Genomic DNA, 16,673 nt, shown 5'->3' on the forward strand with positions numbered 1-16,673 from the left:
GAAAAAGAGGATATGATTTGTTTGATAGGGGTTCTTTGGATATAGGTGAAAGAATGTACCTAAAATTACAGAAATGGATCATTTTTTTCTATTGAGCTTTTTCTGCATCTAAAACCTATGTACCGCTTAATAGTTCAGAATGGAGACAAAGATCTAAATTTATTTATTTACGTCTCCAATTTTATCTAGTATAACGGAGACAAAGATTTATATTTTGTGTTTTATGTCTCCATTATTTATTGGTAGAAAAACTGAGTTAAAACAACTACTGGAGCTTACAGAAAAAAATACTGCATCTTTTGTAGTAGTCAAAGGAAGGCGTCGTATAGGAAAAAGTCGTTTAATTCAAGAGTTTGGTAAGTATTTTGAACAATATTACTCCTTTATAGGTTTGCCACCAGAAAAGCATACTACAATGTCCTACCAACTTAATGAATTTTCTAGACAAGTTGCTAGACAATTTAATACATCTTTTGCTAGGTATGATGACTGGAGCGATTTACTATGGGCAGTTGGTGAACGTCTACTATCAGGAAAAACATTATTGCTGTTTGATGAAATTTCTTGGATGGGCTCAAAAGATCCAACCTTTTTAGGCAAAATAAAAAATTTTTGGGATACGCAGCTAAAAAATAATAACAAGCTAATTTTCGTTGTTTGTGGATCAGCTTCATCATGGATCGAGAAAAATATACTTAGTAGTACTGGTTTCGTAGGGAGAATATCGTTAACTTTAACACTCGGAGAATTATCACTTTCTGATTGCAATGAATTTTGGCCAAAAAATATTTCAGCATATGAAAAGTTCAAGGTGCTTGCAGTAACTGGCGGAATTCCAAAGTATTTAGAAGAGGTAAATTTTAAGCATAGCGCTGAAGAAAATATTAAAAGGCTTTGTTTTAGAAAAGGTGGGTTTTTAGTTGAAGAATTTAATCAAATATTCTCAGATTTATTCATGCGAAAAACGGCTTTTTATAAGCAAATAGTCAGAGCTCTTTCTACTGGAGCTAAAGAACAAGAAGAAATTTGTGCTACTTTAAATATCGTAAGACATGGACGCATTTCTGAGTATCTACATGAGCTTGAGCTTGCTGGTTTTATTGCAAAAGATCATACTTGGAGTATAAAAACTGGTACTGATTCACGACTCAGGAGATACAGACTTCAAGATAATTATTTAAGGTTTTATCTAAAATATATCGAAAAAGATCTAGGGAAAATTAGTCGTGACACCTATTCTATAGGGTTCTTACCAGAGTGGTATACAATTATTGGGCTTCAATTTGAAAATTTGGTGCTGAACAATAGAAAGAGCATACATAATATCTTAGGGATTGATGGAATAATAAGCGAGAATCCATTTTTTCAGAAAAGAACACGTAATAGTGCAGGTTGTCAAATTGATTATATGATTCAAACGAAGTTTAACACTCTCTACATTTGCGAAATCAAATTTTCAAAAGATAAAATTGGTCATTCAATAATACAAGAGGTACAAAAGAAAATAGATGCACTAAATCGTCCAAAAGGCTTTTCATGTCGTCCAGTCCTTATCCACGTTAATGATGTAAGTGATGATGTTATAGATAGTGATTACTTTTCACACATAATTGATTTTGGAAAATTATTAAATTGTAAGTAATGGTTTTTCTGACTTAAAAATAGTGTCTTTTTAGTTTTTATGTTTATTCTTAACTTATAGAGGTTGCTTATGACTGATACTTTAACTTTAAAAGAGGGAGATATTGAAACTACTGCTTTTGATAATAGCAATTTTACTAGAGTATTACACGATGGAGAATGGTGGTACGTAATAACAGAAGTAATAGCTTTTCTGACAGGTAGTAAGAACCCATCTGACTGTCTAAAAAAGATAAAAAGCAGAGATATAGGGCTCTCTGAAGGATGGGGACAATTTGTCACCCCCCTTGAAATTAAAACAAAAGGTGGTAAACAGAATGTTAATTGTACAAATGTTGAGGGGTTATTTCGTATTTTGCAGTCTATTCCTTCCAAAAGAGTTGAACAATTTAAACGCTAGCTTGCAAAAGTTGGATATGAAAGGCTACAAGAATATGAAAACCCTGAACTTGCACTCAAACGAATCTATGCCGATTATGCTGCAAAAGGGTACCCTCAGGAATGGATACAAAAGAGAATAGAGTCGATAGCTGTCAGAAATCAACTAACAAAAGAATGGGGTAACAGAAATATATCTGACCACAATAATAAGCATATTGAAGGTAGAGAATACGCAATATTGACAGACGTAATTTCTGAGGGAACGTTTGGAGTAAAAACAAAGCACCATAAGGAAATAAAAGGCTTGAGGAAACAACCACTAAGAGACCATATGACACCAATTGAATTAATTTTTAACATGCTAGGAGAACAGGCTACCATTGATGAAATAAAAGATAAAGATGCACAGGGCTATAATAAAAATTTAGAGGCGGCAAAGGAAGGAGGTAAGAACGCAGGCACAGCAAGAGAGGCATTCGAAAAAGCTAGAGGTGTGAAAGTCGTTTCTTCAGATAACTTTTTAAAGAGGATTAAAGATTAAAGTTCTCACTATGAGAAATCTCTGAATTTTATGATTTAAAACGTTTTAGAAGGTTATTATAGCGTTATCTCTGATTTAGATAGTTTTTGTTTTGTATGCTTTTACCAAAAACTCATGTAATTTCTGAGCTGCATTAAAATTATTTTAACTTTTTTTGAGAAAATTCCGGAAAAAGTAGTAAGAAATCCGGTATATATATAATAAAAGGGCATTGTTTCAACGAGGTAGATGCGCTTTAAGTACGAGAGCTTCAAGAAAATGTCAATCCTACCACTAACAAACATTTAGTAGAAAGGAAATTTGGTAAGCTTGAGAATTTATATTTTTTTAGATGAGATAAAAACTTTGTTTTAAAGCTAGATGTGATTTTATAGATATTAACATAGCAATTCACCAAAGAACGCACGTAGTACCCTCTAAAATTTAATTAAATGGCATTGCCGATAATCTTACTACTGCAGAACAAATCTCCGTTTAAGTCTAACACGATTTTTATCCTTTGCAAAAAAAAAGTGAACAGTTTTCGTAATTTTGGTGAATATATATAACAAGAAAACAACTTTCTGCAGTAGCACATAATTCTCGAATTTCCGTTATTGGCCTACAAAAACCTATGAATTTCTAGTGTATTTTGCAGAAACCAGACGATATTTTAGAGTAAGTGCTACTTGTAATTTTAATAATAGCAAATGTCAATCCTAACACTGGACCTTGGCAAGCAAACGGGCTGGGCAATTCTAACAGATGGAATAATTGAAAGTGGAAGCAAAGGCTTTCATGGTAGTCGTTTCAGTGGAGGCGGTATGTGCTTCTTAAACTTTCGTAATTGGCTTAATTCTTTGAAGGACATTTCTGCAGTGTATTTTGAGGAAGTAAGAAGACATCTAGGAACTGATGCAGCCCATTGCTATGGCGGTTTTCTCGCAGTTCTGTCTGCTTGGTGTGAAGAGAACAATATTCCCTACCAAGGTGTTAATGTTAAAACTATAAAACGCTTTATAGCAGGCAAAGGCAATGCAAGTAAGAGTGAAGTTATTGAAGCGATACGTGAAAAAAGTTTTTCACCTAGAGATGATAATGAGGCCGATGCTTTGGCATTAATGTTCTATATTAGTAAAGATATTAATAAGATGAAAAACCCATAAAAAGTGGGTCCTTTCGGCCATAATGGCGGGTTTGGTGGGTCCGACCCCAGGCCTTCTTTAGCGTCAGATATATTTTGAATATTAACTTTTTAATTATTAAGATATGAATTTAGCAATCCACTACTATCCTGTTGAAAACCTAGTTGAATATGAGCGTAATCCACGTAAGAATGATGACGTAGTAAATAGAATGTGTGCTTCAATCAGGGAATTCGGTTTTCGTATACCAATAGTTGCAAAAAGCGATGGAACTGTGGTTGATGGTCATTTAAGACTTAAAGCAGCAAGAAAACTTGGTATGGAGAGTATTCCAGTTGTTTTAAGTGATAATTTAAATGAACCACAAACCAAAGCTTTTCGATTACTGGCAAATCAATCAGCTAATTGGGCAAAGTGGGATGATGAGCTTTTAAAAGTAGAAATTCAAGAGTTAGAAGATTTACAGTTTGATCTTAAAATGACTGGATTTGAATTAGAAAAAGTTCAACATTTCCTTGATGATTTAGATAGTGAAAAAGAAGATCTTTCTGACTTAGCTGTTGATGACAAAAAGGTAGAAATAACAAAACTAGGTGATCTATGGATTTTAGGTGATCATCGAATCTATTGTGGTGATAGCTCTTTAGTTGAATCATATAAAGCGGTATTAGATAATAAAATGGCAGATATTACCGTATGTGATCCTCCATATAACGTTGATTACGGTAGCAGTCAGGAGAGAGAAGAGAAAAAAATATTAAATGATAATCAAGGTGAAAAGTATGAGCTTTTTCTCTACGACATCTGTTCCCATATTTTAGCATATACGAAAGGTGCAATTTACATCTGCATATCATCATCAGAGTTTTCAACGTTGCAAAAAGCATTTGAGGAGGCAGGAGGAAAATGGTCAACATTTATCATTTGGGCGAAGAATCACTTTACGCTAGGAAGATCAGATTATCAAAGACAATACGAAGCAATGCTCTATGGATGGAAAAGCGGTAATAAACGTGAGTGGCATGGGGGTAGAAATCAAAGTGATCTGTGGTTTTATGATAAGCCAACACATAACTCATTACATCCAACAATGAAGCCAGTAGAGCTAATGGAGAGAGCAATAGTAAACAGCAGCAGATCAGGAGACATAGTTCTTGATCCATTTAGCGGCTCTGGAAGTACACTGATTGCATGTGAGAGAACAGGAAGAATTTGCAGAACAATAGAGCTAGATTCAAAATTTGTAGATGTAACGATAAAACGTTGGCAAGTGTACACAGGTAGGGAAGCAATTCTTTCTGGTACTGGTAAAACTTTTGCAGAAATTCAAGAAGAAAATTCGTAAAAAGGAGCAAAAAGAGAGGAGGAAAAGAGTGGAAAAAATCACGCAGACGGAATGGGCAAGAGAGATAGGAGTATCAAAGCAATATGTCTGTTATTTAGTAAAAAAAGGAATAGTTGAGTTGGAGGATGGTTTGATCAATAGAGAACAAGCAAATGAAGCGGTAGCAGCAATAAGAGATCTAAGTCAGCCACTGAGGAGGAAAAATCCAGAAAACGAAAATACAAGTAACCTTTCCACAATGTTGCTTAAAACGCGAATAAAAAATGAGATGGAACGTGGCAAATTGCTTGAGGCGAAAGCTAAGGCTGAGATTGGTGAACTTGTAGCAGTAGAGGAAGTAAAGCGCGATGCATTTAATGTAGCAAGAGTTGTCCGTAATAATTTGCTTAATATTCCAAATAGAGTTTCAGCACTGCTTGCCTCACTGAGCGACACTGAAAAGATTCATAAGACGCTAACCGAAGAGATTACAAACTCATTACAAGAATTATCTAATACTAAATTTCAAATATAAAAAAGATTTTGAATATAAAATGGCTGATAACTTAAGTTTAGAGTTAATAAAGTGTCTCATTAATCAACCTGGATTAGATGTAAATGTTAGAGGATTAAATGGGAAAACCCCACTACATTGCGCTATAGAGTTTGATGAATTAAGTATGGTGGATTTGTTACTCACGAAGAAGAACATTAATCCTTTTGTGGAAGATAATAAAGGTAAAACATCTCTTGATTACGCCAAAGAAGGGAAAAAGCAGAGATATTACAAGCGCTAATTAATAACAAATACGGGTCAGAACAAGATAGTTTACTTCATTTAGCTGCAATGATAGGTGAAATTAATGCAGTGAGATATTTGATCAGAAAAGGTATTGACGTTAATGCACGAAATGCTTTGCATCATACGCCATTACATCTAGCGGCAGGCATAGGACATGCAGAAGTTGTAAAGATTTTGATAAGAGAAGGAAATGCTGAAATCGAGGTTTTTGATGCACGAAATCAGACACCGATGCACTATGCAGTTAACAACAAAAAATTGGAGATAGTAAAGTTATTACTGGAGCTAGGAGCAGATGTAAATAGCGCACGTGTAGGACAAAACTCGATGAAATTGTCACCTGTTCATATAGCTGTAAGTAATACTAATTACGATGAAAGAGACTTATGTCTTGATATTCTCAAATGCTTAATAAGGGAGCCTAATGCTCAAGTCAATTTGCAAGACTACGAAAATAAAACACCACTACACTATGCTGAAAGACTTAAAACAATAGAAGTTTTACTAACGCGAGAAGATATAGACCCTCTGGTAAAAGACGATAGCGGTAAAACACCATTTGATTACGCTAAACCTGAGATAAAGAAGGCTTTGATGAGTAATAAATACGGTTCTGAAAAGAATAGTCTACTCCATTTAGCTGCACAAAGAGGAGAAATTGAGCTTGTAGAGTCTATCTTAAAAGAAGAAATTGATATTGATATTTCAAATAATAAGAGTCTATCACCGATTTACCTTGCTGCAGAAAAAGGGCATTTACATGTAGTAAAGTTATTGCTAAAAAAAGGAGCAAATTATACACCTGTTCTGCACTTAGCAATCAAGTTAAATAATTTAGAATTGCTAAAAACTTTATTTAAAGAAAAGAGCATCAAATTACCAGACGAGATAGGCAGATCTGTACCAATTTATTATAGGTGTATAGAGCATAGAGATGCAAAAGTGAGAAAATACAATAGTGTGATCTGTGTTTTTACCTCAGTAAGTGCAGTAGCAATAGCGGTATGTATAGGGTTAACAGCAACAACAATAAGCAGTGTGATCATTTTTGCAACAATAACAGGGATATTTGCTCTTGCTGTAGCAATAATGGTAAGCGAGATGAGCAAAAGATATATAGAAAACGAATTTCAGAAAAAGATGTTTATGGAATTGGAGGAGTGTGGAGGAATAAACTCTACTGTTAACAATATTGAGATAGAACCAATTATGAGTAGATGCAGACAATGATATACGCCACATCTTTTTCTGAAGGTTTAAAACCAGATCCAGAGCTTAAAGTATCAGAGTGGGCAAATGAATATCGAGTTTTAGCAGCAACTGCAGCATCAGAGCCAGGTAAATGGAGAACAGAAAGAACTCCTTATTTAAAAGAAATAATGGATTCACTATCACCATCTTCACCTGCAGAAAAAGTAGTATTCATGAAAGGAGCGCAGATTGGAGGAACAGAAGCTGGTAACAATTGGATAGGCTATATTATAGATCAGACTCCTGGTCCAATGTTAGTTGTGCAGCCAACAGTTGAAATGGGAAAGCGTTGGTCAAAAGGAAGATTTGCGCCGTTAATAGAGAGTACGCCATGTTTAAAGAGTAAAGTAAAAGACCCAAGATCAAGAGACTCAGGCAATACTGTGCAGAGTAAGGAATTTCCAGGTGGAATAGTAGTAATAACCGGAGCAAATAGCAGTGTAGCACTGAGATCTATGCCAGTAAAATATCTCTTTCTTGATGAAATAGACGCCTATCCAGGAGATTCAGGTGGTGAAGGAGATCCAGTGCTGCTCAGTATTGCTCGAACTAATACATTTGCACGGCGAAAGATTTTTTTAGTATCAACACCAACAATTCATGGAATAAGCAGAATTGAGAAAGAATTTGAAGCAACAGATAAGAGATATTTTTTTGTTCCCTGTCCGCATTGTAATTACTATCAAGTTCTAAAATGGTCACAAATAAAATGGGAAAACAATGACTCAAGAACAGCACATTATGTCTGCACTGAATGTAGCGGCAAAATAGAAAATCATCAAAAGACAGAGATGCTTGAGCGTGGAGAATGGAGGCCTACTAATAGAGTAAAAGGTGAGAAAAAAGGATTTCATCTTTCAAGTCTTTATAGTCCAGTTGGCTGGTATAGTTGGACTCAAGCAGTAGAAGATTTTCTTTATGCAAAAGAAAGTGAACAATTACTAAAAGTATGGATAAATACTACGCTTGGAGAAACCTGGGTAGACAAAGGAGAAGTACCAGACTGGAAACAATTATTTAACAGGAGAGAATTTTTTCAGATTGGCACAGTACCTAGGAGAGAAGTGGTACTTACTGCAGGAGTAGATGTCCAAAAAGATCGTCTAGAGGTGGAAGTTGTAGCATGGGGAAAAAGCCGTGAAAGTTGGTCAATAGACTACCGAGTATTTGAAGGAGATACAGGAGGTGGAGAAGTATGGGGAAAACTTTCGGAGCTTCTGAGTCATCATTTTATCGGTGAAAATGGGCTTGAATATATGATAAGCATGATGGCAGTAGATGCTGGATATGCAACGCAAGAAGTATACAACTGGGTAAGAGGTCATCAAGGATCTGGAAGAGTAATGGCAGTTAAAGGTGTAAATAAAGCCCTAGTACCACTTAGCAGTCCAAGCAGAGTAGATATAACAGTTGGTGGTCAAAAGCTGAAAAGAGGAATAAAGCTCTGGCCAGTGGGAGTATCGATTTTAAAGTCAGAACTTTTTCAATTACTTAATGTTTTAAAGGACGGTGAAGAAGCTCCAGCAGGATACTGTCATTTTCCCGAGTATGCACCTGAATATTTTAAGCAGCTAACGGCAGAGCAATTAGTCAGCAAAGTAGTAAAAGGTTATACCAAACAAGAGTGGCAAAAGGTAAGAGAAAGAAATGAAGTATTAGACTGTAGGATTTATGCAAGAGCTGCATCGATAGCACTGGGAATAGACAGATGGCCAGAGAGTAAATGGAATAGTTTAAGTGAAAAGCCAGAAAGCAAAAAACCTAAAAAAGTGAGACAAAGTAAATGGTTGAATGAGAAGTAAAATGTACAATCAGGAATATTTAAGTCAAGTCGAAGAAGCGATAAAAAAACTGCAAAGCGGAGAGCGAGTAGTATCAATTGCATATGGTGACCATGTGGTGAGATATGCTGAAGTTCAGATAAATGACTTGCTAAGCTTAAGACAACGCATCAAAGGTGAACTAAAGATTGCTGGAATGAAGCCAAAGAGAAAGATTGTTTTTTCAACGAGTAAAGGGGTTGACAAAATTATGTAAAAATGTTATAGTTTAGAGTTGATATCTTACAGTGAATAATATGGATCAAAGTCAAGGAAGGCTTAATGTTAATGTAAATTTTGAGGGGGAATTTGCTCAGTATCTTACAGAAATGGCAAAAGTTCAAAATAGAACTATTGAAGAAATTGTAAAAGATCTAGTAGAAGAAGAACTTGAGGTAAGTAAACTATCTGAAGGTGACGAAATGGATGAAGGAGAAATAGCTCTACTTGAACTTGCTGCTAAACGTAATGTTCCTGGAGCAAAAATAATTAGACATGAAGATATCAAGTGGGAATAATTTACCAAATTGGTTATTTAGAAGGTGTAGATACCGAAGATCTTCCTTCTCTTCCGAAAACAATACGGTTAAGGGTGCAAAAAGCTATAGAAAAACGTCTCACAATTATTCCTGATAAAGTAGGTGAGGCTTTATCGCATAAATGGGTAGGCTACTTTAGGTTGCGTGTTGGCGATTATCGAGTCATATACTTAATAGATAACTCAGAGCACATGGTCAAAATTGCAGCAATAGGACATCGAAAAGAAATTTATAAACGTAGTCCAGAGTAATGACTCTCTACATACAATCTGTTGACCAAATTCTCTAGCAACTTGCTATAATTTTTCAATGTCAAATTGTGCAACAACTTGTTGCATAATCAAAGAGGCAAAATGTTATTAAAATCGTTCAAGCAATTATTTAGCAAGCCAAAGATAAAAAGCTCAGCATGGGATGCGGCAGGTTCAGGAAGAAGATTTTTTCACTTTCAACCAGAGTTAGGAAGTATAAACAATTTGCTGTCTCAAAGCCTTGAAACTTTACGTAGTAGATCACGTGATATGGTGAGAAAAAATCCATATGCAGCAAATATTATTGATACGATAGTAAGTAACTCTATTGGAACAGGAATAAAGCCGCAATCAAAAGCAAAGAATGCAGAATTTCGAAAGAAAGTGCAAGAATTATGGCTAAAATGGACAGATGAAGCAGATAGCTGTGGAATAAGTGATTTTTATGGATTACAAGCTCTGGTATGTAGGAGCATGATAGAAGGTGGAGAGTGTTTTGTACGCCTCCGACATCGTAAACTCGAAGATGGATTTTCTGTACCATTGCAACTTCAAGTATTGGAATCAGAGCATTTGGACAATAAGAGCAATCAAACACTAGCCAATGGTAATGTAATAAGAAACGGGATTGAGTTCAATAGACTTGGGCAAAGAGAAGCATATTACTTATTTAGAGAACACCCTGGTGAAAGTACGTTTGGAGAATCAGTGAGAGTACCAGCAAACGATGTTTTACATATATATAGACCACTAAGACCTGGGCAAATCAGAGGAGAGCCATGGCTTTCGAGTATACTGCTAAAGCTCTATGAACTTGATCAATATGATGATGCAGAGCTGGTGAGAAAGAAAACCGCAGCAATGTTTGCAGGATTTATTACGAGACTCGATCCAGAAGCAAATATCATGGGAGAAGGTGAAGCAAGTGAGCAAGGAGTAGCACTATCTGGCCTAGAACCTGGAACAATGCAGCTTTTAGACCCAGGAGAAGATATAAAATTTTCAGAGCCATCAGATGTTGGAGGAAGTTATGAAGCGTTTATGAGACAGCAGCTAAGGGCAATAGCAATAGGTACAGGAATAACATATGAGCAGCTAACAGGAGATTTAACCGGTGTTAATTATTCATCCATTCGAGCAGGGCTGATAGAGTTTCGTCGTCGATGCGCTATGCTGCAACATAACATTATAGTATTCCAATTTTGCAGACCAGTATGGAGTAGATGGCTAGAGTTAGCAGTACTTTGTGGAGAACTCTGTATAGATGAAAAAGTAGTAAAAGCAGCGAAAGAAGAAGTAAAATGGATACCACAGGGATTTGATTGGGTAGATCCACTAAAAGATCAGCAAGCACAACAAATGGCAGTAAGAAATGGATTTAAGAGTCGATCAGAAGTAGTTTCAGAGCTAGGTTATGATGTAGAAGAAATAGACCAAGAAATTGCAGAAGATCAAAGACGTGCTAGTTCCTTGGGTTTAAGTTTTGATTCCGACGTTACTACTAATCAAGAGATAATATGAAAAACCAAGCGATATGGCTAAACAGATGTGTAATGGTAGAACCAAGGAGTTTTGAATTACTGTCACTACAAACAGGAAAGCAGCCTATCTTTAAAAATATAAAACATGCGGTAAGAAATAGTGAAAGAGGAATAATACCAATACATGGAATCTTGACGAAAAAGTCAGAAGTTTTTGATGATGTATTGGGGATGACATCGTATGAGAAGATAAGTGAAGAGATAGAAGAAGCTTTAATAGATAAAGAAGTAGAAACAATAATTTTGGACATAGACGGCCCCGGAGGAGAAGTAAACGGTTTATTCGACCTTTCCGACTTTATTTACCAAGCAAGGAGAAAAAAGAGGATTGTGGCAATAGCAAATGATGATGCGTATTCTGCGGCGTATGCAATTGCATCAAGTGCTGAAAAAGTATTGGTAACTAGAACTTCAGGAGTTGGAAGCATAGGAGTAATAGCAAGTCATATAGATCAAAGTAGATTTGATGAAAAGCAAGGTATTAAGTACACCACAATCTTTGCTGGTAGTCGAAAGAATGATTTAAACCCACATGAGCCAATGACGTCTGAAAGTCTGGAAAGCTTACAAAAAGAAGTAGACCGACTATATGAAATGTTTGTGCAGCTAATAGCGAGGAACAGAGGTCTTTCAATTGAAAAGATTCGATCAACGGAGGCAGGGCTATATTTTGGCGAGAGAGCAATAGAAATAGGCCTTGCTGATGAAATAACAACATATTCAGAATTTATTAGGAGTTACACTATGAATTTAAACGCAACAGCTAAACAGATTGTAGACACAAATGAATTAATTGAAAAAGGTGGATGCAAAAAATGTCGAGGAGAAGTTTTAGAATTAATACGTTTATGTAACTTATCACGAATGCCAGAAAAGATAGGAGAATTTATTGAGCAAAGTGTAAGTGTTGAGCAAGCTAGGGAAGTTTTAATGGAATTACTTGCAGAGAGAACAAAGAAGACAGAGATACTGAGTGCAATACCGCAGAATTCAGGAGAAGAGTTGATGATGGAGGTAGCAAGGACTAGAGCACAATCAAGTATTTAAGTTTTTTTATAACCGCCGCGTACAACAATTATAAACATGGCGGTAAAACTAAAGGGGAAAATAAATGAGGAAATTTTATGAGTTGTATAAGCGAACAAAATAATCTTGGTGACCTATTAAAGTATGAGGTGTCAAGTCTATATTCAAGAGATCAGATAACAGTAGCAAAGGGACAAAATCTTAAACTTGGTACAGTAGTGGCTCTCGATAAAGATAACATGATTAAGATAATAAATCCAACTGCCACAGATGGTACACAAACAGCAATAGGTGCAATAGTAAGTGATGTAAATGCGACAGAAAATGCCAAAGCAGTAATTATTACTCGTGGTGCAATACTAGCAGATCATGCAGTGGTGTGGCCAGCAAATATCACTGAAGAGCAAAAAAATGCAGCAATAAAGCAACTTGAAGGACGAGGGATCATTATCCGTAAAGCAGTCTAAGGCTATATTAAACAATAAAAAACACAAAGGGGGAAAATAAAAAATGCAAAATCCATTTACAAACACAGCATTTAGCATGACGGCACTAACAAATGCGATAAATATATTGCCGATAAATTATGGACGAATTGAAAATTTAAATTTGTTTCCAAGTAGATCAGTAAGATTTAGACATATTACCATAGAAGAACACAACGGAGTGTTAAGTTTACTACCAACGCAAGTACCCGGAGCACCAGCAACAGTAGGAAAAAGAGGAAAAAGAAAAGTAAGAACATTTACGATTCCACATATTCCTCACGATGATGTAGTGTTACCAGAAGAAGTACAGGGAATAAGAGCATTTGGGTCGGAAAGTGAACTGAAAGCGCTGGCAGATGTAATAACTGACCATTTGCAGCTAATGAGAAATAAACATGCAATAACGTTGGAGCATTTGCGTATGGGAGCGCTGAAGGGAATAATTTTAGATGCTGATGGGTCGGAATTATTAAATCTGTACAACGAATTTGAAATAACACCAAAAGTAGTAAATTTTGCCCTTGGAACAGCAACAACTGATGTAAAGCGTAAGTGCTTGGAGGTATTGCGACATATTGAGGATAACTTAAGTGGTGAATATATGACGGGAATTCATGCACTGGTAAGCCCTGAGTTTTTTGATGCACTAACTTCGCATAGTAAAGTGAAAGAGGCATATGAAAGATGGCAAGAAGGAGCAGCACTTCGAAATGATATGAGGTCAGGATTTACGTTCTGTGGCATAACATTTGAGGAATATAGAGGGCAAGCAACTGACCCCGAAGGAACAGTAAGAAGATTTATTGAGAAAGATACAGGGCACTGTTTTCCAGTAGGAACAGCGAGCACATTTACAACATATTTTGCACCAGCAGATTTTAATGAAACAGTAAATACACTAGGACAGCCACTATATGCAAAACAAGAGCCAAGGAGATTTGATAGAGGAACTGATTTACATACGCAGTCGAATCCATTGCCAATGCGCCACAGACCAGGAACATTAGTAAAAGTCGTTGCAGCATAACAATACTGGTAGAGTAACTACAAGTTGGTGAGGTACAAGAGGACTCTACTAGTATATAACTTATTAGCATACTTATGAAAGAATGCAAGAGAATATTAAGAGATTACTAAAAGATTGTTTTGCCCATTTAGGAGAAGTAGCTTTGTATAAGTCGAAAAATAAGGCGTACATGGTACAAGTACTAAAGCAAGAGCCAGATAAATTATACGAGATTGGTGAAGGACAATTTGTAGGAGAGATGCTTTTTCTTGAGGTAAGCATTTTTGATATACTGAGGCCAATTGTAGGAGATATTTTTGTTATAGGTGATTGCAAATACAAAATACACACACCACCACTAAGAGCCTGTACGTGATCTCAAAAAAGGGATAGAATGAGAGGATAAAGTATATAAAGTAGGATATGCGAAGTTTATATCCAAGTGATATAAGTCGAGAAAAGTTTGAGATTATTGTAGCAGATCTGGAGTCTTGCAGGAAGAGGACAAAGCCAAGAACACTTGATTTATATCATGTATTTTGTGGAGTGTTATACGTCTTAAAAAGTGGCTGCCAGTGGAGAATGTTACCAAAAGAGTTTCCAAAATGGCGGAATTGTTACGACTATTTTAAGAAGTGGAGTGAAAAAGCAGATGCAAATAAAGAAAGTGTTCTGGAGCTGGTATTAAAAAAAATAGTTGGCGTGGTCCGACAAAACAATGGTCGGAAAGAAAAAACCAGCTTCTGCATAATTGATGCACAAAGCGTAAAAAATGCAGATACTGCTGAAGAAAAAGGCTATGATGCAGGCAAAAAGGTTTCAGGAATAAAACGCCATATTGCGGTAGATACACAAGGTTTACCCCACGCAATTTATATAACAACGGCAGAAATAACTGATCGTAGTAGCGCTGTGAGAATGGTTAAAAATGCTAAAGAAAACCTATCTGAAGTTAAAAATATACTAGTTGATGCTGGCTACACAGGAGAAAATTTTGCAACACAGATGAAAGTAACTATTGGTGCAACTGTTGAGGTGAAGCGAATTACACACCTTTGTCGTATTGCCGAAAAGATGGGTTGTTGAGAGATCTTTTGCTTGGTTGCAAAAATGTAGGCGATTGTGGAAAAATTGCGAGCGGAAACTCAACACTAGCCTGCAAATGGTCGTTCTTGCTTTCGCTGCTTTGCTTCTGAAAAGATTATGAACAGGCTCTTAGAAGAAGATCCATTTCAAGGCCTAAGTGGTGCTGGATCTTTACGTGGATTTTATAGCACTGGCATGGTGATGTTTGCTCATGATGAGGAAAGCACTGTCCGTCAAATAGTATTTGAGTTGCGAAATGGTGAACGTGTGGCAAGCAAGCTTGTCAATAAGATAAATGGTCGTTGGAAACTTGTAGACCAATGGAGTTGATTCTTTTTTTCACTTAATTTATAGGAGGACAATATGTTATCAGATTTTTTAACTGATTTTAATACTGCAAAATTACAAAGTAATTTAATACCAAAAGGTACAATAGTTAAGGTAAAAATGGCAATTAAACCAGGAGGTTATGAAAATTGGTTCACTAAAAGCTATGCTACCGGCAGCATCTATTTAAACGCTGAATTTACCGTCACTGAAGGTCAATATGCAAAACGTAAGATTTTTCAAGTAATTGGTATTAAAAGTGGCAAAGCAAGAGTTGAAGGAGAAGATACTTGGGGAGAATCTGGTCGTTCCATGCTTAGAAGTATTTTGGAGTCAGCACGAAATATTCATGCACATGACACTTCAGAAAAAGCAGTTATTGCTAGAAAAATCAACTCTATAGCTGATTTTAACGGATTAGAGTTTACTGCAAAAGTTGGTATTGAAGCTGATCGGTATGGAGAAAAGAACAAGATTGCTACGGTTATTACTCCAGAACAATCTGAAGTTGATTGGTTGCCATTTTGAAGTACGACGAAGAGAAGCTATGGACTGCTGTCATTGAGAGGGCTATGAAAGATGCAGTAGGAAAAAACGTAAAGCTGAAAGAAGAAGCGATAAAATGGTTAAATTCTGAATCTTTTGAAACTGTTTGTGAGCTTTGATTTTCAATATGTCAAAAAGCATTGTCTCGGTATTCTCGAAAGAAAAAAGTAGTTCTAGTTTTTAAGATAAAAGAATGTTTAAGCATAAAAATGTACTTCAAAAAAAATTTTCATTTTTCCCGGAAAAATCTGTGAGAAATCCGGTATATATATAATAAGGGAGGCAAACATGTCAATTCTTACACAATCAGGAAGAGCAGCAATAGCAGCAAGTATAAAAGAGCAGTCTCTACATCTTGCCTGGGGCAGTGGTGACTCAAATTGGGAAAGTAGCCATCAGGTCGAAAAAGTTTTTGTTGAGGGTGAAATAGCTCTAGATCACCACACTATTAAAGATGTAAGGGTTTTTACAGGACAAATAATTTATCAGCCAAGTATAGACTATACAGTTGATAGCAGTACTGGTGTAATAAAACTTACGGAAAATAGCTCTATCACGGCAAATAGTGCAGTTACTGTAGAATATACTCAAAGCACACCACCTGAACCTATAAATTCTATAAAGCTCTTGAATGAACTTGGCAGACGTACTGCAGATGAGGTTCTCTTTTGCACAGGCGATGAGAATGGAGAGCTTTTGACTCCAACAGGGAGGTTTAGGTCCTCAAATGTACCAACCAATAATTTGTACCTTAAATTTACTTTCGATTTCACGGATGCAGCAAATCAAGTGATAAGGGAACTAGGAGTTATGGTTGGTACAAGGGTAAAAGAAAAATTGCCTCCTGGACAAAGGTATTTTGAACCACAAGATATAGAAGACCCAGGGATCTTATTAGTTTTAGAACATACAGTACCGCTCATTAGGACTTCAGCAACCAGGGAAACTTTTTCGTTTGTAGTGACATTTTAGAAAAAGA

At 36.1% G+C, this 16,673-nt stretch carries 17 protein-coding genes and 3 pseudogenes; all 20 read left to right on the forward strand.

Annotation, left to right across the window (positions count from 1 at the left end):
- The first annotated feature begins 223 nt into the window (after positions 1-223).
- The 20 genes and pseudogenes from ABWU64_RS03625 to ABWU64_RS03720 all read left to right on the forward strand — a co-directional run bounded on the left by ABWU64_RS03625 (position 224) and on the right by ABWU64_RS03720 (position 16,666).
- Entirely contained in the window at positions 224-1,642 is a 1,419-nt protein-coding gene (locus ABWU64_RS03625; protein WP_341816037.1) for an AAA family ATPase, read from the forward strand.
- Positions 1,643-1,711: 69 nt separating this feature from the next.
- Positions 1,712-2,041, forward strand: a complete 330-nt coding sequence (locus ABWU64_RS03630; RefSeq protein WP_353279279.1) for a BRO family protein — start codon at positions 1,712-1,714, stop codon at positions 2,039-2,041.
- 219 nt (positions 2,042-2,260) lie between these two features.
- Positions 2,261-2,563, forward strand: coding sequence for a hypothetical protein (locus ABWU64_RS03635; RefSeq protein ID WP_353274213.1), 303 nt, complete (start codon positions 2,261-2,263; stop codon positions 2,561-2,563).
- A gap of 689 nt (positions 2,564-3,252) precedes the next feature.
- Positions 3,253-3,708 (forward strand): crossover junction endodeoxyribonuclease RuvC, encoded by a 456-nt coding sequence (locus ABWU64_RS03640; protein ID WP_353279280.1) that lies wholly within the window; start codon positions 3,253-3,255, stop codon positions 3,706-3,708.
- Positions 3,709-3,811: 103 nt separating this feature from the next.
- Positions 3,812-5,032 carry a DNA modification methylase gene (locus ABWU64_RS03645; protein ID WP_353279282.1) on the forward strand — a complete coding sequence of 407 codons (1,221 nt, stop codon included), beginning with the start codon at positions 3,812-3,814 and terminating at the stop codon, positions 5,030-5,032.
- 28 nt (positions 5,033-5,060) lie between these two features.
- On the forward strand, positions 5,061-5,546 hold the full coding sequence (locus ABWU64_RS03650) for a hypothetical protein (RefSeq protein WP_341810096.1): 486 nt from the start codon (positions 5,061-5,063) through the stop codon (positions 5,544-5,546).
- Between the two features lie 19 nt (positions 5,547-5,565).
- A pseudogene (locus ABWU64_RS03655) lies at positions 5,566-7,043 on the forward strand (ankyrin repeat domain-containing protein).
- Positions 7,040-8,866: a phage terminase large subunit family protein gene (locus ABWU64_RS03660; protein WP_353279284.1), complete on the forward strand. Its 1,827-nt coding sequence runs from the start codon at positions 7,040-7,042 to the stop codon at positions 8,864-8,866. Before ABWU64_RS03655 ends, ABWU64_RS03660 begins: the two are co-directional and overlap by 4 nt.
- Before the next feature lies 1 nt (position 8,867).
- Positions 8,868-9,101: a gpW family head-tail joining protein gene (locus ABWU64_RS03665; protein WP_353279285.1), complete on the forward strand. Its 234-nt coding sequence runs from the start codon at positions 8,868-8,870 to the stop codon at positions 9,099-9,101.
- A gap of 40 nt (positions 9,102-9,141) precedes the next feature.
- Positions 9,142-9,402: a hypothetical protein gene (locus ABWU64_RS03670; protein ID WP_012673197.1), complete on the forward strand. Its 261-nt coding sequence runs from the start codon at positions 9,142-9,144 to the stop codon at positions 9,400-9,402.
- Positions 9,393-9,674 (forward strand): type II toxin-antitoxin system RelE family toxin, encoded by a 282-nt coding sequence (locus ABWU64_RS03675; RefSeq protein ID WP_010962706.1) that lies wholly within the window; start codon positions 9,393-9,395, stop codon positions 9,672-9,674. The genes ABWU64_RS03670 and ABWU64_RS03675 overlap by 10 nt, the downstream gene beginning before the upstream one ends.
- A 102-nt stretch (positions 9,675-9,776) precedes the next feature.
- On the forward strand, positions 9,777-11,195 hold the full coding sequence (locus ABWU64_RS03680; protein ID WP_353279287.1) for a phage portal protein: 1,419 nt from the start codon (positions 9,777-9,779) through the stop codon (positions 11,193-11,195).
- Positions 11,192-12,262: a S49 family peptidase gene (locus ABWU64_RS03685; RefSeq protein ID WP_353279288.1), complete on the forward strand. Its 1,071-nt coding sequence runs from the start codon at positions 11,192-11,194 to the stop codon at positions 12,260-12,262. Before ABWU64_RS03680 ends, ABWU64_RS03685 begins: the two co-directional genes overlap by 4 nt.
- 77 nt (positions 12,263-12,339) lie before the next feature.
- Entirely contained in the window at positions 12,340-12,708 is a 369-nt protein-coding gene (locus ABWU64_RS03690; RefSeq protein WP_191110935.1) for a head decoration protein, read from the forward strand.
- 43 nt (positions 12,709-12,751) lie between these two features.
- On the forward strand, positions 12,752-13,756 hold the full coding sequence (locus ABWU64_RS03695) for a major capsid protein (RefSeq protein WP_353279290.1): 1,005 nt from the start codon (positions 12,752-12,754) through the stop codon (positions 13,754-13,756).
- An 82-nt stretch (positions 13,757-13,838) separates the two neighbouring features.
- Complete coding sequence (locus tag ABWU64_RS03700) at positions 13,839-14,111, forward strand: hypothetical protein (protein ID WP_353279292.1); 273 nt, start codon at positions 13,839-13,841, stop codon at positions 14,109-14,111.
- A gap of 47 nt (positions 14,112-14,158) precedes the next feature.
- Positions 14,159-14,942, forward strand: a pseudogene (locus ABWU64_RS03705) (IS5 family transposase).
- 5 nt (positions 14,943-14,947) lie between these two features.
- A pseudogene (locus ABWU64_RS03710) lies at positions 14,948-15,151 on the forward strand (hypothetical protein); the annotation flags it as partial.
- A 33-nt stretch (positions 15,152-15,184) separates the two neighbouring features.
- A complete protein-coding gene (locus ABWU64_RS03715; RefSeq protein ID WP_264707826.1) occupies positions 15,185-15,676 on the forward strand; it encodes a hypothetical protein in 492 nt (163 codons plus the stop codon).
- A gap of 306 nt (positions 15,677-15,982) precedes the next feature.
- Positions 15,983-16,666: a hypothetical protein gene (locus tag ABWU64_RS03720; RefSeq protein ID WP_108784542.1), complete on the forward strand. Its 684-nt coding sequence runs from the start codon at positions 15,983-15,985 to the stop codon at positions 16,664-16,666.
- Positions 16,667-16,673: the final 7 nt, after the last annotated feature.

Origin of the sequence: Wolbachia endosymbiont (group B) of Xanthorhoe designata (assembly GCF_964028585.1) — a bacterium.
Lineage (GTDB): Bacteria > Pseudomonadota > Alphaproteobacteria > Rickettsiales > Anaplasmataceae > Wolbachia.

Bases quoted from the DNA above. Each gene is read 5' to 3' on its own strand.
- ABWU64_RS03625 (WP_341816037.1), top strand. From the start codon at position 224: ATGTCTCCATTATTTATTGGTAGAAAAACTGAGTTAAAACAACTACTG.
- ABWU64_RS03630 (WP_353279279.1), top strand. From the start codon at position 1,712: ATGACTGATACTTTAACTTTAAAAGAGGGAGATATTGAAACTACTGCT.
- ABWU64_RS03640 (WP_353279280.1), top strand. From the start codon at position 3,253: ATGTCAATCCTAACACTGGACCTTGGCAAGCAAACGGGCTGGGCAATT.
- ABWU64_RS03645 (WP_353279282.1), top strand. From the start codon at position 3,812: ATGAATTTAGCAATCCACTACTATCCTGTTGAAAACCTAGTTGAATAT.
- ABWU64_RS03660 (WP_353279284.1), top strand. From the start codon at position 7,040: ATGATATACGCCACATCTTTTTCTGAAGGTTTAAAACCAGATCCAGAG.
- ABWU64_RS03665 (WP_353279285.1), top strand. From the start codon at position 8,868: ATGTACAATCAGGAATATTTAAGTCAAGTCGAAGAAGCGATAAAAAAA.
- ABWU64_RS03670 (WP_012673197.1), top strand. From the start codon at position 9,142: ATGGATCAAAGTCAAGGAAGGCTTAATGTTAATGTAAATTTTGAGGGG.
- ABWU64_RS03680 (WP_353279287.1), top strand. From the start codon at position 9,777: ATGTTATTAAAATCGTTCAAGCAATTATTTAGCAAGCCAAAGATAAAA.
- ABWU64_RS03685 (WP_353279288.1), top strand. From the start codon at position 11,192: ATGAAAAACCAAGCGATATGGCTAAACAGATGTGTAATGGTAGAACCA.
- ABWU64_RS03690 (WP_191110935.1), top strand. From the start codon at position 12,340: ATGAGTTGTATAAGCGAACAAAATAATCTTGGTGACCTATTAAAGTAT.
- ABWU64_RS03695 (WP_353279290.1), top strand. From the start codon at position 12,752: ATGCAAAATCCATTTACAAACACAGCATTTAGCATGACGGCACTAACA.
- ABWU64_RS03700 (WP_353279292.1), top strand. From the start codon at position 13,839: ATGCAAGAGAATATTAAGAGATTACTAAAAGATTGTTTTGCCCATTTA.
- ABWU64_RS03715 (WP_264707826.1), top strand. From the start codon at position 15,185: ATGTTATCAGATTTTTTAACTGATTTTAATACTGCAAAATTACAAAGT.
- ABWU64_RS03720 (WP_108784542.1), top strand. From the start codon at position 15,983: ATGTCAATTCTTACACAATCAGGAAGAGCAGCAATAGCAGCAAGTATA.